Here is a 23927-nt window from a genome sequence, read left to right on the forward strand (position 1 = left end):
CCGAACTCGTCCTCGAACACAAACTCCTCACCGCCGAACAACTCCAGGAACTCCTCAGCCCCCAACGCCTGGCCAACCTGAGCAAGTAAAACCCCACCCGACCGCTCAACCACCGAAGCACCTCCGGCTCCTCTCCAACAGGAAACCAAAGGACTCTCATGACACAGCCACAGCAGGACACTGCCCAAAAACAGGCAGTCACTGACCACACAATTCCGGCGCACGCGCACGCTTCCGAAGCCACCCTCCACCGCGAGGATGAGGGCTACCACAAGGGACTCAAGCCCCGGCAGGTGCAGATGATCGCCATCGGCGGCGCCATCGGCACCGGCCTCTTCATGGGCGCCGGCGGCCGCCTTGCCACCGCCGGGCCCGCGCTGGTCCTCAGCTACGCGGTGTGCGGCTTCTTTGCCTTCATGATCCTGCGCGCCCTCGGCGAACTGGTGATGCACCGCCCCTCGTCGGGATCGTTCGTCTCCTACGCCCGGGAGTTCTTCGGCGAGAAGGCCGCCTTCGTCACCGGCTGGCTGTATTGGCTGAACTGGGCGATGACTGCGATCGTGGACATCACCGCCGTCGCGCTCTACATGAATTTCTTCAAGAAATACTGGGCGCCCATTGCAGGCGTTGAGCAGTGGATCTGGGCGCTGGCTGCACTCATCCTAGTGCTCGGACTGAACCTGGTCTCCGTCAAGGTGTTCGGCGAACTGGAGTTCTGGTTCGCGCTGATCAAGGTGGTGGCCCTCGTTACCTTCCTGATCGTTGGCATCTACTTCGTCATCTTCGGCACCCCAGTGGCAGGCCAGGAGGTCGGTTTCACGCTAATTGCCGACAACGGCGGCCTCTTCCCCAACGGCCTGCTGCCCGCAGTCGTGGTGATGCAGGGTGTTGTCTTCGCCTACGCATCGATCGAGCTCATCGGCACTGCGGCCGGCGAGACGGAGAACCCCGAGAAGATCATGCCCAAGGCCATCAACACGGTCATCATCCGCATCGCGGTCTTCTACGTCGGTTCCCTTGTGCTGCTCTCCCTGCTGCTCCCGTACACCTCGTACAAAGCCGGCGAAAGCCCATTCGTCACGTTCTTCGGCTCCATCGGGGTTGAAGGTGTGGACGCCATCATGAACCTCGTAGTCCTCACGGCGGCGCTGTCCTCCCTGAACGCCGGACTGTACTCCACGGGCCGGATCATGCGCTCCATGTCCGTTACCGGCTCGGCCCCCAAGTTCGCCGGACGCATGAACAAGGCCGGTGTCCCCTACGGCGGCATCGCCCTGACCGCAGCCGTTGCCGGCCTGGGTGTTGTGCTCAACGCGATCGTTCCGGCCGAAGCCTTCGAGATTGTGCTCAACATCGCTTCCCTCGGCATCATCAGCACGTGGGCCATGATCGTCCTGTGCCAGATGCAGCTGGTCAAGCTGTCCAAGCGCGGCGAGCTGCTGCGTCCCGCTTTCCGGATGCCAGGCTCACCCGTTACCGGCTGGGTCACGCTCGCTTTCCTGGCCGCAGTACTGGTCCTGATGGCGTTCGACTCCCCCGTCGGCACCTGGACCATCGCCTCGCTGGTGGTGGTGATTCCCGCGCTCATGCTCGGCTGGCGCCTCTGCCGCGACCGGATCCTGGAGCTCGCCGCGGTCCGCGACGGCTTCACCGGCCCCTACCCGCTCGTGGCCAACCGCCCGGGCCCGGGAGCGAAGGACGGCAAATAGCCAGCGCGGTGAATAGCCCCTCCCTTTAGCGCGAACGGACACTTGAGGCCTGAAATCTTCGGATGGAAGGGCCGCAAGTGTCCGTTCGCGCTTAACCGGAGCCGGCGTAATGCAACGCCGCCGCAACCCCCGGCAGGGGCCGGTTCGCATATGCTCAGCAGACAAGCTCACGCTGGCTCAACGACGAACCACCACAGGAGTAACGCTCATGACCACCTGGCGGATCAGGGATTTCCATTCGGCCGATCTTGACGGCATCCTGCACCTCTGGGAATCGCTCAAGGCCACCAACGTGGAGCCCGTTTACGCGCTCTCCGAGGTCCTGGCCTCGTGCGAAAAGGACCACGCCGTGGTGGCCGTGCAGGGCGATCAGGTGGTGGGCGCCGCCGTCGGACGTGCCGCACACGACCAGGGTTGGATCGTCTTCCTGGCCACCCTCCCCGAGTACCGCGGCCGCGGAATCGGCACCTCGCTGCTTGCCGCCGTCGAAAACCGGATGGCCCCGCACGGGCTGAACAAACTGTCGGCGCTGATGCCGGAGTCCGAAACCCGGGTGGAGGCGTTCCTCAGCCGCGGCTTCGTGCTCAAGAAAAACCTCCGGTACTTTGAGCGCACAATCCCGGTGCAGCGCCAGGAACTCGAGCCACTCGGCCTTCTCGGCGGCCGCATCCTGGCCCGCGACCTCTGGGAGAACGTGGCCGGCATGCGCAATGAGAAGGAACTCCTGGAGCGCCGGCTGGTGCTCCCGCTGGCGGAAGCAGACCTGGCGGACGAATTTGGCGTGGTGCCGCCGCGTGCCGTCGTGCTCTTCGGCCCTCCCGGCACCGGAAAGACGACGTTTGCCAAGGCAATCGCGTCCCGCCTCGAATGGCCGTTCGTGGAAGTATTCCCCTCCAGGCTCGCCGCCGATCCCAAGGGCCTGGCCGGCGCGCTCCGGGAGACATTCCTGGAGATCGCCGAACTGGAACATGCCGTGGTGTTCATAGACGAGGTGGAGGAGATTGCGTCCCAGCGGTCCGGCGAACCGCCGTCGCCGCTGCAGGGCGTCACCAACGAGCTCCTGAAAATCATCCCGGCCTTCCGCGAACAGCCCGGCCGCCTGCTGGTGTGCGCCACCAACTTCATCCGCGCGCTGGACACCGCCTTCCTGCGGCACGGCCGGTTCGACTACGTGATCCCCATCGGGCTCCCGGACTCCGAAGCCCGCCGCGCCATGTGGGAACGCTTCATCCCGGCCACCGTGGTGGATGACGTGGACGTTGAGCTGCTGGTGGACCGCACCGAGGGCTTCTCACCGGCTGACATTGAGTACGCGGCCCGGAGCGCATCCCAGCGGGCGCTGGAAAAGGCGGTGTACGACGACGGCGGGCTGGCTTCCGGCGGTGACGTCTCCATCCGAGAGGCCGTCCGGAAGGGCCCGGCCACGCAGGACTACCTCGACGCCATCGGGGACACGCGGACCACTGTCAGCAAAGAGGTCTACGAGCTATTCCTTGAGGACATCGACGCCCTGGGCCGGGTTTAGTCCCTGGTACGCGTTCGATGATCCTGTTCCTGACTGTTGTCAGCGGCATTGCCTGGACGGTGGTGTACGCCGACGCAATCCGGATCGGATTCAGGGACCGGAGCTATGCGATCCCCGCCGCGGCCCTCGCACTGAACTTCGCCTGGGAGGCCATCTATGCCTCGCGCTCTGCCGCCACCGCACTGTCCGTCCAGGGCGTCATCAACATCGTGTGGGCGCTGGCGGACGTCGTCATCCTGTACACGTTCTTCAGGTTCGGCAGGGCCGAGCTCCCCGCCTGGGTGACGCGGAAGCTCTTCCTGGGGTGGGCCATCCTCCTGGGCGCCACCGCATTCGCCGTGCAACTCCTGTTCGTCGCGGAGTTCGGCTGGGAGGCAGCGCCGCGCTACTCCGCCTTCCTGCAGAACCTGCTGATGTCCGGGCTGTTCATCGCCATGTTCATTGCCCGCGGCGGCGCCAGGGGCCAGTCCCTGCTTATTGCAGCTGCCAAATGGATCGGAACTTTGGCTCCCACTATCGTGTTCGGCTGGTTCGGCAACTCGCCGCTGATCCTCGGCGTCGGCGCGCTTTGCAGCCTCTTCGACCTCGCCTACATCGGCCTGCTGTGGCGGGCGCGGGTGGCCTCAGCGGTTACCCGTCCCGTCCGCTCTTGATGACGCATACGGGGCGGGCGCTGGAGCCGCCGCGCCGCTCGGCGGTACTCTTTGAGCCATGTCCAACAATCCCCTCCGGCATGCCATGGCCCGCATGGGCGGCCGCGACCCCCATGAGCAGCACCGTGCCGCCACGCCGCTGGAGCTGTTTTTCGACCTGACGTTTGTCATTGCCTTCGGTGTGGCCGGAAGCCAGTTCGCCCACGAGATCGCCGAAGCCCACTTCGGCGCCGGACTGCTGGGCTTCTCCTTTGCGATGTTCGCCGTCATCTGGGCCTGGATCAACTTCACCTGGTTTGCCAGCGCCTACGACACCGACGACTGGGTGTTCCGGGTGGTCACCATGGTCCAGCTTCTCGGCGTGCTGATCCTTGCCATGGGAATTGAGCCGATGTTCCACTCCCTCGTCGAGGGCGACCATGTGGACAACGCCGTGATGGTGGGCGGCTATGTGATCATGCGCCTGGCCCTGGTGTTCCAGTGGCTGCGCGCCGCGCGGCAGGATCCCGCACGCCGGCAGACCTGCCAGCGCTACGCCGCGTACCTTGGCGCGGTGCAGCTCGGCTGGATCGCGGTGCTCATCGTTGAGGCGGACATCCTGACCACGTTCCTAGTGGCTGCGCCCCTGTTCATCCTGGAAATGGCCACGCCCTACGCCGCGGAACGGGGCATGCGGACCCCGTGGCACGCGCACCACATCGCGGAACGCTACGGACTGCTCGCCATCATTGCCCTGGGCGAGTGCCTGATCGGGGCGATCGAAACCCTCCGCGCCATCGTGGCGAACCACGGGTGGAGCGTTGATGCGGCGCTGGTGGGCTTCGGCGGGACAGCGCTGGCCTTCGGCATGTGGTGGATCTACTTCATCCTGCCGGCCGGCCCGGCCCTGCACCTCCAGCGGCATCGCTCATTCTTCTTCGGCTACGGGCACATGCCCATCTTCGCTGCCATCGCCGCAACTGGCGCCGGACTGCACGTGGCGGCCTACTACATCGACCATGAGGCCCACATCAGCGCCGCCGTGGCCGTGGCCAGCATCGCGATACCGGTGGGACTGTTCAAACTCTCCCTGACCTGGCTGTTCAGCGTCATGATCTGCGTGGACCGCATCGTCATTGGCGTCGCCGCCGGCGTTGTCGTCGCGCTGGCCGGCACAGTTGGACTTGCCGCCGCCGGCGTCTCGGTGCCCGTCTGCCTGCTGGTGATTGTGCTGGCGCTGGGCGTTTCGATCGTCATCGACGAAAAGCGCGGCACCGAACGGATGAACGCCGCGCTGGAACAGATGAAAGCCGGAGCCTAAGCCGCCCCGTCCGGCCGGCTGTCCGCCGTTTCCGAGGCATCGACAGGCTCGAACACTTCGGTGTCGGCATAAGAGAGGTTCTCGTAGTCCGTGTCGTCGGCCTCGTCCAGGCGGTCGTCCAGTTCTTCGAGCAGCCAGGGGTTCACCCGGGCCAGGATCTTGCGGACCTCGTCAACCGGGACGGCGTCATAGAGCACCGGCCGGGCCTCGTCGTAGCGCGTGACCGGCGGCTTGTCCGGCCACTTCTCGGCCAGGGCTTTGACGCGCTCAGGCAGGGAGTTGTGGGCGTTGTCCGCGATCTTGACCAGTGTGGCGTCGTGGTCTTCCGCGATGAACCGGATACCTGCCTGGTAGTCGTCCGGGTTGTCGTGCAGCCGCTTGGTGACACGTTCGATGATGTCCACGGCGCGCTCCGATACACCCATGTCCAGCAGTGCCTGCCGGGTGATGGGCGTGTCCTCGGCGATGTCGTGCAGGTAGCCGGCAATCCGGATGTCGTCGTCGAAATCCTCCAGGGCATCGCCGACGGCAAGAACATGTTCGCGGTACGGCCGCTTGAGCTTGTCCTTCTGGCGGTTATGGGCCACTTCAGCGAGGACCCGGGCCGTCTCAACGGTGAATCGCGGCTGGGATCGCGGCTGGGGGAGGTTTGCGTCCGGGGTTCCTGTTTCTGGCATGGTTCCAGCCTACGCGCCCACCCCTGCCGCCCCAGGCCACACCCAGGGGTCCCGGGGCAGTCCGGCGGGATCGAAGACGGCCAGCGCCTTCTCCAGGGGACCTGCCGGCAACCCCAGGGACTCCAGGATGACGTCCCGGACATGACCTGCATCCAGCCCGGCGAAGGCGAGGTCCGCCAGCGTCACCGCGCCGTCGCGCTTGGCCAGCCGGGCGCCGTCGGAATTCACAACCAGCGGCACGTGGGCATATTCCGGAACGGGAACATGCAGGAGCGAGGCCAGGTAGGCCTGCCGGGGCGTGGAGGGCAGCAGGTCGTCCCCGCGGACCACTTGATCGACCCCCTGCGCAGCGTCGTCCACAACGACGGCCAGGTTGTAGGCGGTGACGCCGTCATTGCGCCGAAGCACAAAGTCGTCCACCATTCCCGTGTACGTGCCGTGCAGCTGGTCTTCGACCGTCCAGTCCCTTACTGCCGCGCGGAGCCGGATGGCGGCGGGCCTGATGGTCCTTTTGAATTCGAGCTCCGCCGGATCGATGTTCCGGCACGTCCCCGGGTATGCGCCCTGCGGGGCGTGCGGCGCGGACGGTGCTTCCTGGATTTCCCGCCGGGTGCAGAAGCATTCGTAGGTCATGCCCGCCGCGGCGAGGCGGCTGATCGCCTCCGCATAGAGCGGCTCGCGCTCCGTCTGGCGCACGACGCCGCCGTCCCAGGTCACGCCGATGGCCGCCAGGTCGCGGAGCTGCTCCGCCTCGGCTCCCGCCCGGGCGCGGTCAAGATCCTCCACGCGCATCAGGAACTGCCTGCCGGTGGAGCGGGCGAAGAGCCACGCCAGGATTGCGGTCCGGAGGTTCCCCACGTGAAGTTCGCCGGATGGGCTCGGGGCGAAGCGGCCGGCTGATGTCATGGCACCAGCCTAGGCTCCCCCACGGTGCGCGAGGCAACACGGCGGAAGCAAACACAAGAGCCCCTCAGCTACCGAAACGCTCCGGGTGATCCGGTGTCGGTGGCTCAGGGGCTCTTGCCGTGCCGGGCCTGGAGCGTAGCTCCGGACCCCTTGCACTGCTTGCGGAATGACGATGCGTGAACAAGTGTCAATCAGCGGCGGCCTCCTTGCGGGAAACCTGTTCCAGGGACCGGGTGGTGTGCCGGGGCTCCTGTAGCCTGCGGGATTCGGCGGTAGCCTGCGTCCCTTGTTGCCACTATTTCAACAGAAGCCCTACAGTAGGCGCAACGAGCAAGTACTTCTCTGGTCAATCTGATCAATCACGGAGTGCGAACCAGGCAGGAAGTGGTCAGATTGCAGGAACTTGATCCCACCGACCGGCGCATCCTTGCCGCGCTGGACGACGACCCCCGCGTACCCATCATGGTGCTCGCACAGAAGCTGGGCCTCGCGCGCGGTACCGTGCAGTCGCGCCTGGAGCGGATGGCGACCTCGGGCGCCCTCCGCCCCAACAGCAGCAGGGTCCTGCCCTCGGCGCTCGGCCGGGGCGTGGCAGCGGCGGTGAGCGCGGAACTGGACCAGAGCCACCTGAACGAGGCCATCGCCGCGCTGCGGCAGATTCCTGAAGTGCTGGAATGCCACGCCCCTGCCGGCGACACGGACCTCCTGATCCGCGTGGTTGCCAAGAGCCCGGACGACCTTTACCGGGTGTCCGAGGAAATCCGGCTCTGCCCCGGCATCGTCCGCACGTCCACCAGCATGTTCCTGCGCGAGGTCATCCCGTACCGCACCACCGGGCTGCTGGGAACCTGACGACTCACCAGGCGGGGACTTCTCCCCATCGCTGCCCTCCGGCAAAGCAGTTAGGCTGGCGGGACTTCAACCAGGGGGAAAAGTGGCGGGGAACTTCTACGGTGCGGACGTCGCACAGCTACGCCAGCTCGCCAAGGACCTGGCGAACGGCGCCAACCGGCTGGACCAGCTGGGACAGCAGTTGGGCAGCTCCATCGCCTCCAGCCCATGGAAGGGCAACGACGGCGAACGCTTCCGCAGCGACTGGAACGGCACCCACGCCAAGGTGCTCCGGGCTGCAGCTGCCGGCATCCAGCAGGCCTCGAAAGCATTGCTGCAGAACGCGGAGCAGCAGGACCGGGCCAGCACCGGTTCAACCGGCGGCGGTTCGGGCGGGCCAGGCAGCGGAAGCGGCAACTCTCCGACTGACGGCGCCGCGCAGGAACTGACGGACAAGCTCAACGGGATGACCCCCGCAGAACGTGCGGCCTACCTGAAGAGCGACGAATTCAAGGAGTGGGCGCTGGACAATCCGCACGCCGCCAAGGCCGCCCTGGACGCTGCCGCCGACTCCGGGCTGATCGACAAGAACTCGCCGGAGTATTCGGATTTCCTCACCGACTACTGGAACCAGCAGGCCATGCGGGACATGGGCATCGACCCGGCCGACTGGGATACGTCCAAGGGCACGGAGTACAACTGGGAGACCATCAAGAAGGTCTACGACTTCTACGGCCAGGCATACCTGTCCAACCCGGACCTCCAGTGGGCCGGGATGGCCAACATGATCGGTCCTTCGTTCGCCGGCGGGTTCAAGGACATGGCCGTGATGCGGGACCTCGCCCAGCAGATCGCGGACAACCCGGCGTCGGACATACCGTTGCCCGTGCTGGACCAGATCGAGCAGCTGGCTGGCATGACGGACCAGGAGATCCAGTTCTACGAAACCAGCATGCTGGACATGAACAAGGAGATCTTCCTGGACCAGGCCCGGCAGCACCAGGCCTATATGAACGGCGGCCTGGACGAAATCGACCGGCTCCGCGACTCCGGCGCCATCGATCCGGAAACGGCCCGGTCCTGGGCAAAGATCGACTCCGACGACCCCTCGCAGGTGCAGGAAGGGAACACGGAACTGCTGTATCGCGAACAGAACGAAATCATCGCTGACGACTACGACAACATGCGCAGCCACCCCGGCGGTGAGGCGGTGACCTACATGGTGACCCTGGCCGGTGAACCGTCCATCCCCGGCGCCAAGAGCTACCCGGAAGTGTTCCCGTACGAGTTCAGCGTGGAAAGCCCGGGCCCGGAGAACGTGCCGTTCACCAACTGGGACAACCCCACGCAGTTCCGCACGGATTTCACCACGGGCTTCCCGGACGGCAATATCGCCAACGCCGACCAACGCTGGGCACTCATCGAGCAGGACACCCTGCCGGCTTACCAGAACCTGCTGGCTACCGACCCGGCACGCGCCGAGCAGATCATTGGCTCCGATTTCAATGACCGCGTGGACCAGTACAGGCCAACGAACAACATCCCGGGCATCATGGACCGCTTCGCCTCCGGCTTTGACGCGGAGGTTCACCAGTGACGGCCACCCGGCGATTCCGGCGGCATGTCGCCGTCGTCCTCCTTGCCCTCACCGGAAGCCTCGCCTTGGCGGGCTGCCGGATCAGCGGCACCGCCACCGAACCAACCTCTCAAGGGAGCACCATGGGCACCTCGGAATTTTCCACTCTCGACGCGGCCGGGGTGGATCAAATCCGCGCGACCAAGACGGCTCGCCTGGACATGAGCTCGGGCTCGCTGACGAAGGCCGCCGTACGGGTCACCGAGGACAGCTACGGCCCGGAAATCAACACCCGGGACTCAGGCAAGATCGCGCTGACGATTGCCGCCCCCAACGGCGAAATCAGCGGCGAGACTGACCGGATCCGCTTCAAGACCACGGAGAAGCGCCCCGACTTCAGCGAAGTGACCTACTTCCTCACCGCTGGGTCCGCGGACGAGTACTTTGAGCTCATCCGGGACGGCGTTAAGCGCTATGGAATCGATAGCGATTCCGCCGAACGGTGGATTTCCTCCGCGGAAGCGGACCGGGCCAAGAGGAGCGATTTTTCCATCACCTCGGGGACGGCCACCGGCCTTGAAGTCAACTACGACCTCCGGTACGACGGCGGCAAGGACACCCAGGTGATCATCGTCCATGTCAGCCCGGCGACCTAAGCAGAATGACATGGGGACCGCCGCCCTGAAGAAAATGGGTCTCCGATGCGACGGCGCCAAGGACACCCAGGTGATCATCGTCCATGTCAGCCCGGCAACCTAAGCAGAATGACATGGGGACCGCCGCCCTGAAGAAAATGGGTCTCCGATGCGACGGCGCCAAGGATACCCAAGTGATCATCGTCCATGTCAGCCCGGCAGCCTGGGCGGAACATGATGCGGACCATGGACGCCGGATGAACACGTGAGCCGCGGAACAACGGCAATCCCAACCGGTCGGGCGGAATCCGCGCGCCGTGGTGTGCAGGCGGCTGCCGGCATCCTTGCCGGGGTGGCGGTGCTGGCCGGGGCAGCTTGCCTGCTCAGTATTCCGGCGCTCGGCTATGCCCCGGAGAACCCCTGGGCCGGGGCCATCCTCTACATCCTGGCCCCCGGCCTTCTTGTTCCGTTCGCGCTGTGCCTGGTCAGTATTGCCGCTGGTGGTTCGTGGATGGATGCCGACGGCGAATGGGTCCGCCCCACCGGCAGGAACCTCATTCTCCGGCTGGCTGTTTCGGGCCCGTTACTCCTCCTGGCGCTTGCGGCCACGTTGGCAGGGTTGGCCCCGTTTGCGGATTTCATGCCGGGCGGCTGGCAGAAAGCCGGCAACTGGGTACTCGGCGCATTCGCTGCGCTGCTGATCCTGGCCATCCTCATTGCGGCCGTGGCAGGAGCGGCGATCGTGGGCGGCTGGAAGGGCGTTCCGGCGGGTGTGCTATTCACTGCGGGATTTTGCTCCATTTCGGCCTATGCGCTCACCGACGATGGCTCGTGGGAAATTGCCGCTTATGGGCTGCTGGCGGCCTCAGTGGCCTGGTTCTACGCAGTCGGGGCGGAGACAGGGTGGCTACCCGACGTCCACCGCATTGTTCTTGGCCATTGGCTCACCGGCATAGCCAGCGCGGCAGCTCTGGCCATCGGCCTGTGGTTCGGGCTGGGATTCCCGGCAGTCCTCGGCGCCTGCGTCCTCGCGGCCTGGCTCCCGCTACAGCTCCCGCGAACACAGGGCGCGGCAGTTCTGCCGCTCTTGGGCCGGGACCGGACCCGCACCAGGCCGCCAGGGCGGCCGAGCAAGCGGAAACCCCGGCAGCGAAGGCACCAGCGCGACTAGACCGGCGGGCCGGCGTTCGATTTCAGGTTCTTCATCACCAGCGTTGACGTCAGCCGCTCCACGCCGGGCAGCGAGGTGAGTTCTGAGTCGTAAAAGCGCTGGTAGGCGGGCAGGTCCTCGGCGATCACCTTCAGGAGGTAGTCCGGCGAGCCGAACAGCCGCTGCGCCTCCACGATGTTGGGATTGTCCGCCACCCGGCTCTCGAAGATCTCCATGGTGGGCCTGTCCACCTGCCGCAGCGTGACGAAGACGATCGCCTCGAAACCGAGCCCGACGGCGGACGGGTCAATGTCCGCGCGATAGCCCCGGATCACACCCGCTGACTCCAGGTCACGCAGCCTCCGGTGGCACGGCGCCACCGTCAGTCCCACCTTCGCGGCAAGCGCGGTGGCCGTCATCCGGCCGTCCTCTTTGAGGTGGCGCAAAATATTTCTGTCAATATGGTCAATCACGCAATTATCTTACCCACTGGCGGCATTTCCTGAGTAAATCAGGGAACACTTGTGGCGGAATTTTCCCTAGAGTTTCTCCTATCAGAACACCGTAGGAGGCCGCCTTGAATTCCCAGTTATTCCTCGCATTCCTTGTGGTTGCGGCCGCCCTGGCCTGCACCCCGGGCGTCGACTGGGCCTACTCCATTGCGGCGGGCCTGAAACAGCGGAGTTTCGTCCCTGCCGTGGCCGGCCTCTGCGGCGGCTACGTCCTGCACACGGTACTGATGGTGGCCGGGCTGGCTGCCCTGCTCGCCGGGCTTCCGGGCGTCCTTGGCTGGCTGACCGTGGCCGGCGCGGCGTACCTGCTGTGGCTGGGCTTTGGCACCATCCGGTCATGGCGCGGCGCCACCTTCGGCGCCGCGCCGGTTTCAGCGGAGGGCACGACGGCGGGAAGCCCGGCATCGATCCCCGCCGCACCGGCCGAGTCCACCCAGTTCCGCAGCTTCCTCCAGGGCTTGGGCACGAGCGGGATCAACCCCAAGGGGCTGCTGTTCTTCGTGGCCCTGGTTCCGCAGTTCGTGAGCCCAGAGGCGGCCCTGCCCGTTCCGGTTCAGTCCGGGCTGCTGGGCCTGACGTTCGTCCTGCTGGCAGGCGTCGTGTACACCTGCGTGGCGTTGCTCTCCCGGAAGCTGCTGCACACGCGTCCCGGGGCAGCCCGGAAAGTGACGCTCGCCAGCGGGATCATCATGATGGCGCTGGGGACCGTGCTGCTGTCCGAGCAGCTGATTCCCATGGTGGCCGGGCCTGCCTGGCAGTAGCGCCTGCCGGGCCGGGCTGAATCGTGTCTTTCAGATCCTGCGTTCCATGAACCATTCCGTGAATGCCGCGGCCCGGCCGTCAGGCGCGAGCCGGACAACCCAGAGGTTCTCGTAGCTGGGGCGGTCCCCCAGATAAGTGGTGCGCCCCTGGACAAAGTGCAGGGCGCCGTCCGAGCCGAGCGGCTCCCACTCAAAGGTCCACTCCTCGGGCTCATCCGCCTCGGTCAGCCAGTGTTCCACGATCTGTCCGTGCCCGCGCCACGCCTCAGGATCGTAGGGCCGGGTGGCATAGACCGCGTCCTCCGTGAAGAGCGCCCGGATGTCGTCCGGTTCATTGGTGGTCCACGCCGTGATGTACTTTTCCATCCACTGCCTGATTGCATCGCTCATTGGTCCGTTGTACCGCGGCCCGCCACCGCCCACAAGTGATTACTCCCGGTCCAGCTGCTTCCATTCCTGTTCCCAGAGCCTGCGCTCTTCCACATCCTTGCGAATCACTTCGAAAGTTTCGAGTTCAGGCTGGCGGCCGCGTAGCCAGTCGCGCGGATTGAGGGATTTGCGTCCGTTGTCCAGCATCAGCAGGGCGCGGTCTGTCAGTGCGTCATTCCGCAGGGCAAGGTCGGTCTTCCGGCGCCGCAGAACCTCCTTCAGCGCCTGCTGCGCAGAAGTGTGGGCACCGAGCCTGCGGAGGGAACGGGCCCGGATCAGCAGCAGTGCGGCGGAGAGGTCATCGGCATTTAGCAGTCCTTCCGTCCAGACCACCACTTCCTTATCCCGGCCCATCGCGTGTGCCAGCGAGCACCGCGCAAGGGCGGCAGGCAGCGACGGCGGCAGCGATGACACGGTTTGGAGGGCCGCTTCAAGGTGGCCGGTCTCCCGCAGCGAGTGCGAAAGCGCCAGGAACACCGCTTCCTCGCTGAACAGCACCGGAACGTCGATGCGCTCGGCAACTTCGACCCTGGTGACCACGCGCATCAGGTAGCCGGACGCGAACTGGTTGGCGTCGTCGTCGTTCCTGATGGTGAGGCCCCGCTGCAGCAGCTCCGCGGCACGCAGGTAGCCGCCCTGCTTGTAGGCCAGCAGCCCGGCCATCACGTAGCAGAGGCCGGACCACCCCGGATAGTCACGGCCCGTGGCGATCAGGCGGTTGGGATCGGTGTTGTGGAAAATTGCGTCGTATACGGCTTTGGCGGCCTTGCCGGAAAGGCGTTTGAGCCTCGGGACGGGGCCGTCCACGCTGAGGAGCGCACCGCCGCGGCCGCCCAGGGCACTGTGCAGGATCCCGCCCACGCCGTCGGCGATGTCACGCACCGGCGTGCGGACCTGCGCGCTGCCGAACGGGGTGAGGTCACGGTTGTCACGGTAGATCGGTCCTGAGGTCTGTCCGGCGCTCATTCTTCCATGCTAGTGCTGCCCGCTTGGCGACCGCTGGGAGGTCAGCTGACTGCGGCCACCCAGACGCCGATCACCCAGGTGCTCGCGGCAAGGCAGGCTAGGCCGAACTCCACCAGCATGCCCAGCCCGGTGGCCTTGAGGGCCGCCCAGCTGGTGGTCACGGCAGTCCGGAAATCACGTGTGCGGTGCGATTCACTGAGCAGCAGGCCGGCGGCGAACCCCACAAACAGCCCCACCACGGGGATGAGGAACATGCCCACCACTCCAAAGACCAGCCCCACCACCACGCTGCGGCTGGGGATCCGGTGCTCCCTGAGCTTGCGTCCCGTGAGCACCGCGCTGGCAGCCATTCCGGCCAGCACAAACGCCAGCCCCACGCCGAACACCACCCAGCCGGCGGTCCCGGCGCCGCCCCAGATTGCCCAGGCCAGCAGACTGAGGCCAATGAGGATGCCGCCAGGCAGAACGGGGATAACGGTGCCGGCCACGCCCACCAGAATGGCGAGGCCGCAAAGGACGGTCACGAGGATCTCGGGGTTCATGCCCCTCAGTCTAGGTTCCGCCGAAGGCAACATGCCTTTTAGGAAACGACGTTTGAAGACAACGACGGCGGCGCCTCCCCAGCACGGGAGGCGCCGCCGTCGAACTTCGTGGCGGATGGAACTCCGCAGTTACTCCGCTTCGACCGCTGCGGCCACGGCGGCGGACACAGCCGGCGCGACGCGGGGATCCAAGGGGCTCGGCACGATGTAGTCGGCGGACAGCTCGGGCTCGGCAAGTTCAGCAATGGCGCGGGCGGCCGCAAGCTTCATGGCAGGCGTGATCCGGCGGGCACCGGCGTCCAGCGCGCCGCGGAAGATCCCCGGGAAGGCGAGCACGTTGTTGATCTGGTTGGGGAAATCGCTGCGGCCTGTGGCCACAACTGCGGCGTAGCGGGAAGCAACCTCCGGCAGGACTTCGGGGTCCGGGTTGGACAGGGCGAACACGATGGAGCTGTGGTTCATGAGCTTCAGGTGTTCCTCGGCCAGCTGGGAGGAGGAGACGCCGATGAACACGTCCGCGCCGAGCAGTGCCTCGCCGGGGCCGCCGGTGATGCCGCGCGGGTTGCTGCGCTGCGCCATCTGCGCCTTCTTGGTGGCGGGGTCGGCGGCGATGTCCGCACGCTGCTTGTTGATGACGCCGCGCGAGTCGAGCAGGACGACGTCCTGGATGCCCGCGGTGAGCAGGATTTCGGCGACGGCGATGCCCGCGGCACCCGCGCCGGAGACCACTACGCGGAGTCCTTCAAGTTCGCGCCCGGTCACCTTGGCGGCGCCGGTCAGGGCGGCCAGGACCACGACGGCGGTCCCGTGCTGGTCATCGTGCATGACCGGGCAGTCCAGGGCCTCGATGAGCTTTTCCTCCAGCTCAAAGCAGCGCGGAGCGGAGATGTCTTCCAGGTTCACGGCGCCGAAGCTGGGACGCAGGCGGACCAAGGTCTCGATAATTTCGTCCACGTCGGTGGTGTTGAGGACCAGCGGGATGGAGTCAAGGTCGCCGAAGGACTTGAAGAGGGCGGACTTGCCTTCCATGACCGGCAGGGACGCGCTGGGACCGATGTTGCCGAGGCCCAGCACGGCGGTGCCGTCGCTGACCACAACAACCAGGCGCTGGGCCCAGGTGAGGGTCTTGGCAAGCTCGGGTTCGGCGTGGATGGCCCGGCTCACCTGGGCAACGCCCGGAGTGTAAGCAATGGAAAGATCGCGCTTGCTGGCGAGCGGGACCGTGCTGGCGATGGACAGCTTGCCGCCCTGGTGGGCTTCGAAGATCTCCTGGTCCGTCAGCACGGTTGACTGCTCGGCGGAAGCGGGACCGTCGGAAAGGCTGTCAGCGGAAGTGATGGTTTCAATGGACACGTCGTTGTCTCCTGGGGCTAGCCGTGGGCGCACGGCATAATGAAGCTCAAGCACATAGGAGGCTCAAGATGGGCTGTCTGGAATTTCGGCGGCCCAAGGGATGGCGGGACCGCGAAGCTCCTGCAAGGTACGGGCTGCTAGCCACTCCGGTCCTGCAATGGTAGACAGACCGGCGGCGGGCCAAAGGACACTGGGCCGACCACCCGGCCTGATAAAACGTTTATTCACCAATTCAAGTGATCCACATCACACCAAAAGGGCCTGTGTGGTGCCCCAATGGTCTAGACCGGTTACGGCAGTCGCCGCTAACACCGGGTAAGAAGCGAACAGGCCTTCTTCAGGTCCTCCTCGGCCTCAAAGAGCGACAGTCGGCGGCAGCGGACTGCCTGCACCAGGCCGGAGACGGTCAACAGCAGCACCCGGGACTTGGCGGCGTCGCCGCTTGCCACCGTCACGGCCTGCTCGGCAATGACGTCGATTTCCCGCAGGAGAACGGTGGTGTCCTTGTCCTTCGCGTAGACGCCCTGGCTTAGGCATTGCTCCACAGCCGGCTGCATCAGGCGCATGTGGAAAATTTCCATGACCACGCCGGCCAGTGAATGGACGCGGCTGCCGCCGGTTTCGGGCCAGCTTCCCACTTGCAGTTCACCCAGCTGCTTGCGGTACAAGCCCAGCATCAGGTGGGTGGCGGAAGGAAAATATCGGTACAGGGTTCCGAGCGGCACATTGGCCTTGGCGGACACCTCGGACAGGCTCACGGAATCCAGCCCCTTACGGGCGAATCCGGCGGCGGCGTCCAGGATCCGGGCATAGCGGATCTGTTGTCTGGGCAAGGTCGGCGGCGCAGCCATGGGTGGAAGATCTGAATTGAGTTCAAGCATCAGCAGCGTTCCGGGAGTGGGTTTCGTACAGCGGTCAGGCGGATCCCCATCACAGCACTGCCGCAGCAATTCGAGTCCACTATACGGCACCCTTCTTGAGCCAATCAGTGGGCCAATAACTCAAAACGATGTGCTCCCGGACGCGGGCGGCGTGCCGCGTTACGCCACGCCCTTGATCTTCACCACGAACACCGCGCCCAGCAGACCGATGACGGCGGCGGCGGAAAACAGTGTGACATAGCCGCCGAGGTACTGGATGGACAGGAAGGCGAGCGTCGGGGCAAACACCTGCGGCAGGGAGGCGGCCACATTGATGACCCCCATGTCCTTGCCTCGGTCCGCCGCCTGCGGCAGGACTTGCGTCAGCAGGGCAAAATCCACCGCCAGGTAAGCGCCGAAGCCGATCCCCAGCACGGCAGCGCCGGCCAGTGCACCGGGCCAGACAGGGAAGAAGGCCATGATGAGTCCTGCCATGGCGATGGTTACGGATGACCCGATCACGAAGGGCTTCCGCTTGCCTACCCGGTCGCTCCACGGTCCGGCCAGCACCGCGGTGATAATCACCAGGACCGCGTAGATTCCGGTAAGAACCAGCACACCCAGGGCTGGGTCCTCGTGGCCAATGACGTCCCGAAGAAAGAAAAGCAGGTACACGATGGTCAGCTGATTGCCCACGTTCATCAGGAAGCGCGTGAGCCAGGCCCAGGCAAAATCCGGGTGCCGTGCCGGGCTGATCCAGAAACCCCGGGCGAAGGCCTTCAGCTGGAACGGCGGGCGTGCGGACAGTGGCAGCACAGGATCATTCCGGTGGAACAGATACGGCAAAACGGACAGCACGAGGGCCGCGGCACAGAGCCAGTACCCCACCATGTAGTTCCCGGAGACCACCGCACCAAAGACGGCGCCGAGAAGGATGCCAACAGTCTGGCCCATGGCGGCCAACCCGCCAACGGTGGCGCGCTGAGGCACCGGAACGCGGTCCGGAACGGCCGCCGTGATGGCGGCGTACGCGGCGTTCGCACCGAGCTGGACCAGGCACCAGAACAACAGCATCAAGGCAACGGTCGTGGCTCCGGACATCGCCAGCAGTGCCGCCGCCGCGAGGATGGCTCCGGCCAGGATCCACGGGGCACGCCGGCCGAAGCCGGAGACCGTACGGTCGGACAGGGCGCCGAAGAGCGGATTGGCCACCAGTGACACCGCGGCACCGCAGCCGGTGACGAGCGAAAAGATCGCTTCCTTGCTGGGCGCATCAATGCTGATGGCCTGCTGGCCAATGAAGATGTTGATGGGCCCGAAGAAGGCGGCATTGATGCCGACGTTGACAAGGACCAGGCCGGTGACCCAGCGCGCGGTGACCTTCCGCTCCGGCTCGGCGAGCGCCGTCGTCGCAGTTCCTCCCGCGGATGCGGCCACAACGGAGGGATCTGGAACATTTCCCGGCAGGTCAGACAGGCTCATTTTGGCTCCCCCAAGGAACTGAAGATCGGTGTGCTTTCAGACTATCGTGGCACTCCTTCGCAAAACATGCGGGAAAGTAGAGCCAGTTTCCTTTATGGGCGGCAGTACTGTCACCGCATAGCTCCGTTGCGGAGACAACATCACTCATTCCAATGGGGGAATGCACTTTGGCACCATCACATTCATCGAGCCCGTCATCTCGCATCAAAATCTTGGGTCTCGTTATTGCGGCCGGTGTGATGCTTAGCGCTTGCAACCCAGGCACTGGCGGCGCAAGTAAAGATTCAGTCGCAAAACAACGCGGGTCTGGCGATAGCGAAGCCGTGGTTGTCCGCGTAATCGACGGCGACACTTTTACGGCCAGGACTAACGGCGAAGAGAAGACCATCCGGTTGCTCAACGTCGATACGCCGGAAACAAAGGATCCCAACGCTCCCGTGGAGTGCATGGGCCCGGAAGCGACCAAGGCTCTAGAAGAACTACTTCCCGCGGGTGCAGTGGTCAGGTTGGAACTCGACATCGAGCCCCTGGACAAGTACGGGAGGACCTTGGCTGGTGTCTTTAATTCTGCCGGACTTCTGGTCAATGCTGAGGTCGCCCGCCTCGGGTTCGGCATCCCTGTCCTATTTGAGCCAAACAAGAAATTTCACCCTGATGTAGTCAAGGCATACGAGGAGGCAATGACCCGCGGCGTCGGGCTCGGCTCGGCCGACATTCCCTGCCTGCCTGCCCAGCAGGTCGAGCAAGCAGCCGATGCCGTAGAGTCCCTGGCCGCATTGCCACTGGCTGGCACTGACGTGGAACTCGATCGATCACATGCTGGTTTGGTGACAGCTCTAGCGGCAATAGCGGCACTCAAGACTGCGGCGTCCGCCAAGAAACAAGTCCACTGGAGAGCGTACAAGCCAGGTCAGGTGGCATCGATGATCACCCGATTGGATGCGGCAGCCGCAGCAGGTGCATCCCGTGAGGCAGCGATAGGTGCAAAGAAGACGGAGATCGCGAACGCGGCCGCGGCAGAAGCAGCTCGCGCAGAGGCGGCCGCGGCAGAAGCAGCTCGCGCTGCTCAGGAAGCGGCTGCGGCTGCAGCCGAAGCGGAAAGGATCCGTAATCTTCCGCCTGCTCCAGCGCCGTATGTTCCTCCCGTGTACGTTCCCCCGGTCTACGTACCGCCAGCCGCGCCGGCCCCAGTTCAGAACCCGTACCCCGGGTACACAGGGCCACGCTGTTACGCCCCAGGAGGCAAGAGTTGGACACCGTGTAAGTAAAATTGGCCTGGGACTTGGGTGCCACGCCACCAAGTCCCAGGCGCTATCAGGCGCCAGCCATTCCGAGGAGGACCAATGACCGCTTCGCCCGCAGATTCCCCAGCAGACACCCCCGACAACCTCGACGCCGACGAGAGCCGCCGCATCAACACCGCCGATCTCTTCGACGAGCGGGGCGAGGAACTCGAGTCCATCGCGCTCCAGTTCCAGTCCCTGGGCGGGCTGTCACACTTCAGCGGACCGGCGCGCACCATCCGCTGCCTTGAGGACAACGCCCTGGTCAAATCCACCCTGGGCACTCCGGGCTCCGGTGCCGTGCTGGTGGTGGACGGTGCAGGTTCGCTGCGGACGGCCCTCATGGGGGACATGATCGCCGCGAGCGCCGTCGCGAACGGCTGGGCCGGCGTCGTCATCAACGGGGCCGTCCGGGACCGCGAGGTCCTGGCCGACCTGCCGCTCGGGGTGAAGGCACTGGGAAGCAACCCGCGCAAGAGCGCGAAGGAGGGCACCGGCGAGACGGACGTGGAGCTGGAGATCGACGGCGTCACGGTACGGCCCGGTGCCATGATCTGGTGCGATCCGGACGGCATCCTGGTGGAGCGCTGACGTAAATTCTTCATTTCTCGGAGACCGCGGGAACAAATCGCAAAGTAGGATAGTTACTGAAAGCAACTATCAAGCTTAATTCCCTTTTCTTCGTAATGGAGCAGTCATGTCCAAAACCGCCGCCGGGCCCGTAACCGGGGACGTCCTGACGAAGCGTCAGACCATCACAGTGATGGTGGGTCTCATGCTCGGCATGTTCCTCTCCTCGCTGGACCAGACCATCGTTTCCACGTCGATCTACACCATCGCCAACGACCTCGACGGGCTCTCACTGCAGGCCTGGGCAACCACGGCGTACCTCATCACCTCCACGGTGAGCACCCCGCTGTACGGCAAGCTCAGCGACATCTTCGGACGCCGTCCGCTCTACCTGGCCGCCATCGTGATCTTCCTGGCGGGCTCCCTGTACGCAGGATCCGTGCACTCCATGACCGAACTGGCCATCGCGCGCGGCATCCAGGGCATGGGTGCCGGCGGCCTGCTGGCCCTCGCGCTGACCATCATCGGCGACATTGTTGCCCTCAAGGACCGGGCCAAGTTCCAGGGTTACTTCATGTCTGTCTTCGGGATCTCCTCCGTACTGGGCCCGGTGGTGGGCGGCGCCTTCGCCGGCTCAGCGAACATCCTGGGCTTTGACGGCTGGCGCTGGGTGTTCTTCATCAACCTGCCCATCGGACTGGCTGCCCTGGCTGTTGTGTTCCTCTACCTGCACCTGCCCGCCAAGCACGTGAAGCAGAAGATCGACTACTGGGGTGCGGCCGCCATCACGCTGGCCATCGTTCCGCTGCTCCTGGTGGCCGAGCAAGGCCGCAGCTGGGGCTGGACCTCCGCGGCGTCCCTCCTGTGCATCGGCCTGGGCGTCGTGGGCATCATCGCGTTCCTGCTGGCCGAGAAGCACGCCGGCGACTACGCCCTGATCCCGCTCCGGCTCTTCCGGAACCTCACCTTCGGCCTGTCCTCGCTGCTGAACTTCATCATCGGCATCGGCATGTTCGGCGCCATCGCGATGCTCCCGATGTACCTCCAGCTGGTCAAGGGCCTCACCCCCACCGAGGCCGGCCTGATGATGATCACTTTCACGGTGGGCATCCTCACCGGTTCCATCACCGCCGGACGGACCATCTCGGCATCGGGCACCTACCGGATCTTCCCCATCATGGGCACGGCTGTGCTGACCGCCGCCGCCACTGTAATGGGCTTCTCGCTTGGCGTGGACACCGGGCTCTGGGTGCCGGGCGTCATTGCCGTGTTCTTCGGCCTGGGCCTGGGCTTCTGCATGCAGCCTCTCACGCTGGCCATGCAGGTTTCGGTTCCGCCGAAGGACATGGGCGTGGGCACTTCCTCGGCCGCGTTCTTCCGGTCCATGGGCGGCGCAGTGGGCACCGCCGTCTTCATCTCCCTGCTCTTCAGCATGGCGGCGGACCGCATCGCCACGGGCATGAAGGACGCCATGCAGAACGCCGACTACCTGAAGGTCCTCAAGGACCCCGCCGTGGCCGCCGACCCCGCCAACGCCAAGCTCTATGAGTTCTTCCAGAACGGCGCCACCAACGATTCCCTCAACGACACCAGCTGGCTGCACACTGCAAACAGCACGCTGACCCGCCCCATCACCGAGGGCTTCGCGCAGTCGATCGACGCCGTGATGCTCACCGCGGCCGTGCTCACCGGCGTCGCCTTCCTGATCAGCTTCGCGTTGCCGAACAAGAAGCTGACGGACCCGAAGGCTGCTGCTCAGGGAGCACAATCAGAGTCCGTGCCGGCGCACTAGGTGTCCACGGCGAGCGTCGCCACACGTCACGGCAGGCAGCCTTTCGGGCTGCCTGCCGTTTCGTTTCCTCGGAATTCCGGGACGCATCGCCGTCTTGGACGGCAAAAGCCTGCGCTACGTGACGGCCCGGAGTCAGGCCGGGAGACGACGGCGGAACGGCCCGCCGTCGTCGTCCTCCGTCCCTAAGTGGAGCCTCACAGCGTGAAGTGGCACACTGTTTAGCGCGTGTGCGCCGGCCAGCAGGGCCGGTTCCGTGGTCAACGATGTCCGCACAGCTAAAAACCCAACGCAGCAAGAATCCCGAGGGAGATCCATGTCCACATCCAGCACAGAAGGCCGCCCCGGCGTTCCCCGCAAGGTGATCGGCCTCGCAATCGCGGGAGCGGTGGGCGGGTTCCTCTTCGGCTTTGATTCCTCCGTTGTCAACGGGGCGGTGGACGCCATCAAGGACGAGTTCGCCCTGAGCGAGGCCGTCACCGGCTTCGCCGTGGCCGTCGCCCTCCTGGGCTGCGCCGCGGGCGCCTACCTGGCAGGCAAGGTGGCCGACAAGTACGGCCGCATCCCCGCCATGAAGCTCGGCGCCATCCTGTTCCTCGTCAGCGCGCTCGGCACCGGCTTCGCGTTCGGCGTCTGGGACCTGATCTTCTGGCGCCTGGTGGGCGGCCTCGGCATCGGCTTGGCCTCTGTCATTGCGCCCGCGTACATCTCGGAAATCTCGCCGCGACACGTGCGCGGCCGCCTCGCGTCGCTCCAGCAGCTCGCCATCACCACAGGTATTTTTGCGGCCCTCCTCTCCGACGCCCTGTTCGCCACCACCGCCGGCGGTGCGGACCAGGCGCTCTGGCTCGGCATCGAAGCGTGGCGATGGATGTTCCTCGCCGGCGCCGTGCCCGCCGTCGTCTACGGCTGGATCGCCTACACGCTGCCCGAATCGCCCCGCTTCCTGGTCTTCAAGGGCAAGGAGGACGAGGCCCGCAAGGTGTTCGAAACAATCGCCCCGTCCGAGGACACCGACCGCCACATCCGCGAAATCCAGTCCGCCATAGAGGAGGACAAGCTCGCCGGCCAGAAGGGCTCGCTCCGCGGCAAGGTCTTCGGCCTGCAGGCCGTGGTATGGATCGGCATCACGCTGTCCGTGCTGCAGCAGTTCGTGGGCATCAATGTGATCTTCTACTACTCCACTACCCTGTGGAAGGCCGTTGGCTTCCAGGAGAAGGACTCGCTCACCATTTCGGTGGCCACGTCCGTCACCAACATCCTGGTCACGCTCGTGGCCATCGCCCTGGTGGACCGCATCGGCCGTCGCCCCATCCTGCTGGCAGGCTCCATCGGCATGGCTGTTTCGCTCGGTGCCATGGCCCTGGCCTTCTCCTCGGCCACGGGATCCGGTGAGGAAATCGCGCTGCCCGGCGCCTGGGGCCCTGTTGCCCTGGTGGCCGCCAACGTCTTCGTGATCAGCTTCGGCGCCTCCTGGGGGCCGCTGGTGTGGGTGCTGCTTGGCGAGATCTTCCCGTCCCGGATCCGCGCCCGCGCCCTGGGTCTGGCCGCGGCCGCACAGTGGATCGCCAACTTCGCCATCACCCTGAGCTTCCCCGTCATGGCGGCAGGTTCGCTGCCGCTGACGTACGCCATGTACGCGGCGTTCGCGGCGGCGTCGTTCTTCTTCGTGATGTTCAAGGTGCCGGAAACCAACGGCATGTCACTGGAACAGGCGGAGACCTTGTTCGTGCCGAAGGGGACCGTCAAGGTCTAGGCGTACGGCGCCGCCCGCTCAACGCCTAAAACGCTCTCTCACTTGCTGCGGGTAAACCACAAACGCTCTCTCACTTGCTAAACCGGGTGAGAGAGCGTTTGTGAAAAACCGACAGGAAGTGAGAGAGCGTCGCTCCGGTCAGACCACGTGGGGTTCGTGGGCGGCCAGGAACCGCCGGCCGCCCAAGGCAATCGCGATGGCGACCACCATGGCCAGCGCGCCGGCGTAGAACGGGACCTGCGGGCCGTAGTGCTCACCGAGTTGCGCGGCCGCGAAGGGGGCCAGGGCGCCGCCCATCCAGCGCACAAAGTTGTAGCCGGCCGACGCCACCGGGCGCGGCGAATCGGAGACGCCCATGGCCAGTTCCGTGTAGACCGTGTTGTTGATTCCCAGGAGCGCCCCGGAAACAACAACCAGGACGACTGAGCTGGAACGTGGCCACGACCTCAGCAGTGGCCGCGCCTTCCCTCAGGAGGTCGCCCACCACCAACAGATGGGCGGCGTCGGCGTTGATCGCTTCGAAGGCCCGCTCATACGGGGCCATATCGGAGGTGTCCTCGCGGTTTGCACCCAGCCGGTCGTCCGCCAGGAGCTCCAGGATGCGGGGCAGGTCCGCCCGCGTCGCGGCCCGGAGGCGGAACGTCCCGCCGTCGACGTCGGCG

General features: G+C 65.4%; 23 protein-coding genes and 1 pseudogene. 14 read left to right on the plus strand and 10 right to left on the minus strand.

Features of this window, described 5'->3' with window-relative positions; genetic code table 11:
• The first annotated feature begins 158 nt into the window (after positions 1-158).
• From J2S97_RS12915 to J2S97_RS12930, 4 genes are all read left to right on the plus strand, one after another.
• Positions 159-1709, plus strand: a complete 1551-nt coding sequence (locus J2S97_RS12915) for an amino acid permease (protein ID WP_307050025.1) — start codon at positions 159-161, stop codon at positions 1707-1709.
• Between the two features lie 208 nt (positions 1710-1917).
• A complete protein-coding gene (locus J2S97_RS12920) occupies positions 1918-3234 on the plus strand; it encodes an ATP-binding protein (protein ID WP_307050027.1) in 1317 nt (438 codons plus the stop codon).
• A 17-nt stretch (positions 3235-3251) separates the two neighbouring features.
• On the plus strand, positions 3252-3887 hold the full coding sequence (locus J2S97_RS12925) for a transmembrane-type terpene cyclase (protein ID WP_307050029.1): 636 nt from the start codon (positions 3252-3254) through the stop codon (positions 3885-3887).
• A gap of 58 nt (positions 3888-3945) precedes the next feature.
• Entirely contained in the window at positions 3946-5187 is a 1242-nt protein-coding gene (locus J2S97_RS12930) for a low temperature requirement protein A (protein ID WP_307050031.1), read from the plus strand.
• On the opposite strand, the gene J2S97_RS12935 is transcribed toward J2S97_RS12930, so the two are convergent.
• Positions 5184-5864: a phosphohydrolase gene (locus J2S97_RS12935; protein ID WP_307050032.1), complete on the minus strand. Its 681-nt coding sequence runs from the start codon at positions 5862-5864 to the stop codon at positions 5184-5186. The genes J2S97_RS12930 and J2S97_RS12935 overlap by 4 nt on opposite strands.
• Before the next feature lie 9 nt (positions 5865-5873).
• A complete protein-coding gene (gene gluQRS, locus J2S97_RS12940) occupies positions 5874-6770 on the minus strand; it encodes a tRNA glutamyl-Q(34) synthetase GluQRS (RefSeq protein ID WP_307050034.1) in 897 nt (298 codons plus the stop codon).
• A 393-nt stretch (positions 6771-7163) separates the two neighbouring features.
• Here gluQRS and J2S97_RS12945 point away from each other — a divergent pair, with 393 nt between their 5' ends.
• From J2S97_RS12945 to J2S97_RS12965, 5 genes are all read left to right on the plus strand, one after another.
• Entirely contained in the window at positions 7164-7622 is a 459-nt protein-coding gene (locus J2S97_RS12945; RefSeq protein WP_307050036.1) for an Lrp/AsnC family transcriptional regulator, read from the plus strand.
• Between the two features lie 82 nt (positions 7623-7704).
• Positions 7705-9198 (plus strand): WXG100 family type VII secretion target, encoded by a 1494-nt coding sequence (locus J2S97_RS12950; protein ID WP_307050038.1) that lies wholly within the window; start codon positions 7705-7707, stop codon positions 9196-9198.
• On the plus strand, positions 9195-9833 hold the full coding sequence (locus tag J2S97_RS12955; RefSeq protein WP_307050040.1) for a hypothetical protein: 639 nt from the start codon (positions 9195-9197) through the stop codon (positions 9831-9833). The genes J2S97_RS12950 and J2S97_RS12955 overlap by 4 nt, the downstream gene beginning before the upstream one ends.
• A gap of 113 nt (positions 9834-9946) precedes the next feature.
• Entirely contained in the window at positions 9947-10081 is a 135-nt protein-coding gene (locus J2S97_RS12960; protein WP_307050042.1) for a hypothetical protein, read from the plus strand.
• On the plus strand, positions 10078-10983 hold the full coding sequence (locus J2S97_RS12965) for a hypothetical protein (RefSeq protein WP_307050044.1): 906 nt from the start codon (positions 10078-10080) through the stop codon (positions 10981-10983). Before J2S97_RS12960 ends, J2S97_RS12965 begins: the two co-directional genes overlap by 4 nt.
• Here the strand turns inward: J2S97_RS12965 and J2S97_RS12970 are convergent.
• Positions 10980-11435, minus strand: a complete 456-nt coding sequence (locus tag J2S97_RS12970) for an Lrp/AsnC family transcriptional regulator (protein WP_307050046.1) — start codon at positions 11433-11435, stop codon at positions 10980-10982. The genes J2S97_RS12965 and J2S97_RS12970 overlap by 4 nt on opposite strands.
• 104 nt (positions 11436-11539) lie before the next feature.
• Here J2S97_RS12970 and J2S97_RS12975 point away from each other — a divergent pair, with 104 nt between their 5' ends.
• Positions 11540-12235 (plus strand): LysE family translocator, encoded by a 696-nt coding sequence (locus tag J2S97_RS12975; protein ID WP_307050048.1) that lies wholly within the window; start codon positions 11540-11542, stop codon positions 12233-12235.
• 30 nt (positions 12236-12265) lie between these two features.
• Here the strand turns inward: J2S97_RS12975 and J2S97_RS12980 are convergent, their stop codons facing one another.
• The 6 genes from J2S97_RS12980 to J2S97_RS13005 form a co-directional block, all read right to left on the minus strand.
• A complete protein-coding gene (locus J2S97_RS12980) occupies positions 12266-12625 on the minus strand; it encodes a nuclear transport factor 2 family protein (protein ID WP_307050050.1) in 360 nt (119 codons plus the stop codon).
• A gap of 39 nt (positions 12626-12664) precedes the next feature.
• A complete protein-coding gene (locus tag J2S97_RS12985; RefSeq protein WP_307050052.1) occupies positions 12665-13630 on the minus strand; it encodes a hypothetical protein in 966 nt (321 codons plus the stop codon).
• A 41-nt stretch (positions 13631-13671) separates the two neighbouring features.
• On the minus strand, positions 13672-14172 hold the full coding sequence (locus tag J2S97_RS12990) for a DUF456 domain-containing protein (protein ID WP_307050054.1): 501 nt from the start codon (positions 14170-14172) through the stop codon (positions 13672-13674).
• Positions 14173-14301: 129 nt separating this feature from the next.
• Positions 14302-15525 carry an NAD(P)-dependent malic enzyme gene (locus J2S97_RS12995; protein WP_373460556.1) on the minus strand — a complete coding sequence of 408 codons (1224 nt, stop codon included), beginning with the start codon at positions 15523-15525 and terminating at the stop codon, positions 14302-14304.
• Positions 15526-15830: 305 nt separating this feature from the next.
• Positions 15831-16406 carry a TetR/AcrR family transcriptional regulator gene (locus tag J2S97_RS13000; protein ID WP_307050056.1) on the minus strand — a complete coding sequence of 192 codons (576 nt, stop codon included), beginning with the start codon at positions 16404-16406 and terminating at the stop codon, positions 15831-15833.
• 159 nt (positions 16407-16565) lie between these two features.
• Positions 16566-17867 carry an MFS transporter gene (locus J2S97_RS13005; protein WP_307050058.1) on the minus strand — a complete coding sequence of 434 codons (1302 nt, stop codon included), beginning with the start codon at positions 17865-17867 and terminating at the stop codon, positions 16566-16568.
• 323 nt (positions 17868-18190) lie between these two features.
• Between J2S97_RS13005 and J2S97_RS13010 the strand changes: the two genes are divergently transcribed.
• From J2S97_RS13010 to J2S97_RS13025, 4 genes are all read left to right on the plus strand, one after another.
• Entirely contained in the window at positions 18191-19135 is a 945-nt protein-coding gene (locus J2S97_RS13010) for a thermonuclease family protein (protein ID WP_307050060.1), read from the plus strand.
• A gap of 75 nt (positions 19136-19210) precedes the next feature.
• Positions 19211-19741, plus strand: coding sequence for a ribonuclease E activity regulator RraA (rraA, locus tag J2S97_RS13015; protein WP_307050062.1), 531 nt, complete (start codon positions 19211-19213; stop codon positions 19739-19741).
• Positions 19742-19847: 106 nt separating this feature from the next.
• Positions 19848-21512, plus strand: coding sequence for an MDR family MFS transporter (locus J2S97_RS13020; RefSeq protein ID WP_307050064.1), 1665 nt, complete (start codon positions 19848-19850; stop codon positions 21510-21512).
• Between the two features lie 313 nt (positions 21513-21825).
• Positions 21826-23265 (plus strand): sugar porter family MFS transporter, encoded by a 1440-nt coding sequence (locus J2S97_RS13025; RefSeq protein ID WP_307050066.1) that lies wholly within the window; start codon positions 21826-21828, stop codon positions 23263-23265.
• A gap of 138 nt (positions 23266-23403) precedes the next feature.
• Here the strand turns inward: J2S97_RS13025 and J2S97_RS13030 are convergent.
• Positions 23404-23688, minus strand: a pseudogene (locus J2S97_RS13030) (MFS transporter); the annotation flags it as partial.
• Positions 23689-23927 lie beyond the last annotated feature (239 nt).

Source organism: Arthrobacter oryzae, assembly GCF_030812315.1.
GTDB classification, from domain to species: Bacteria; Actinomycetota; Actinomycetes; order Actinomycetales; family Micrococcaceae; genus Arthrobacter; species Arthrobacter oryzae_B.

Coding starts and splice junctions, on each gene's coding strand:
- J2S97_RS12915 (WP_307050025.1), top strand. CDS start 159: ATGACACAGCCACAGCAGGACACTGCCCAAAAACAGGCAGTCACTGAC.
- J2S97_RS12920 (WP_307050027.1), top strand. CDS start 1,918: ATGACCACCTGGCGGATCAGGGATTTCCATTCGGCCGATCTTGACGGC.
- J2S97_RS12925 (WP_307050029.1), top strand. CDS start 3,252: ATGATCCTGTTCCTGACTGTTGTCAGCGGCATTGCCTGGACGGTGGTG.
- J2S97_RS12930 (WP_307050031.1), top strand. CDS start 3,946: ATGTCCAACAATCCCCTCCGGCATGCCATGGCCCGCATGGGCGGCCGC.
- J2S97_RS12935 (WP_307050032.1), bottom strand. CDS start 5,864: ATGCCAGAAACAGGAACCCCGGACGCAAACCTCCCCCAGCCGCGATCC.
- gluQRS (WP_307050034.1), bottom strand. CDS start 6,770: ATGACATCAGCCGGCCGCTTCGCCCCGAGCCCATCCGGCGAACTTCAC.
- J2S97_RS12960 (WP_307050042.1), top strand. CDS start 9,947: ATGGGGACCGCCGCCCTGAAGAAAATGGGTCTCCGATGCGACGGCGCC.
- J2S97_RS12980 (WP_307050050.1), bottom strand. CDS start 12,625: ATGAGCGATGCAATCAGGCAGTGGATGGAAAAGTACATCACGGCGTGG.
- J2S97_RS12985 (WP_307050052.1), bottom strand. CDS start 13,630: ATGAGCGCCGGACAGACCTCAGGACCGATCTACCGTGACAACCGTGAC.
- J2S97_RS12990 (WP_307050054.1), bottom strand. CDS start 14,172: ATGAACCCCGAGATCCTCGTGACCGTCCTTTGCGGCCTCGCCATTCTG.
- J2S97_RS13000 (WP_307050056.1), bottom strand. CDS start 16,406: ATGCTTGAACTCAATTCAGATCTTCCACCCATGGCTGCGCCGCCGACC.
- J2S97_RS13005 (WP_307050058.1), bottom strand. CDS start 17,867: ATGAGCCTGTCTGACCTGCCGGGAAATGTTCCAGATCCCTCCGTTGTG.
- rraA (WP_307050062.1), top strand. CDS start 19,211: ATGACCGCTTCGCCCGCAGATTCCCCAGCAGACACCCCCGACAACCTC.
- J2S97_RS13020 (WP_307050064.1), top strand. CDS start 19,848: ATGTCCAAAACCGCCGCCGGGCCCGTAACCGGGGACGTCCTGACGAAG.
- J2S97_RS13025 (WP_307050066.1), top strand. CDS start 21,826: ATGTCCACATCCAGCACAGAAGGCCGCCCCGGCGTTCCCCGCAAGGTG.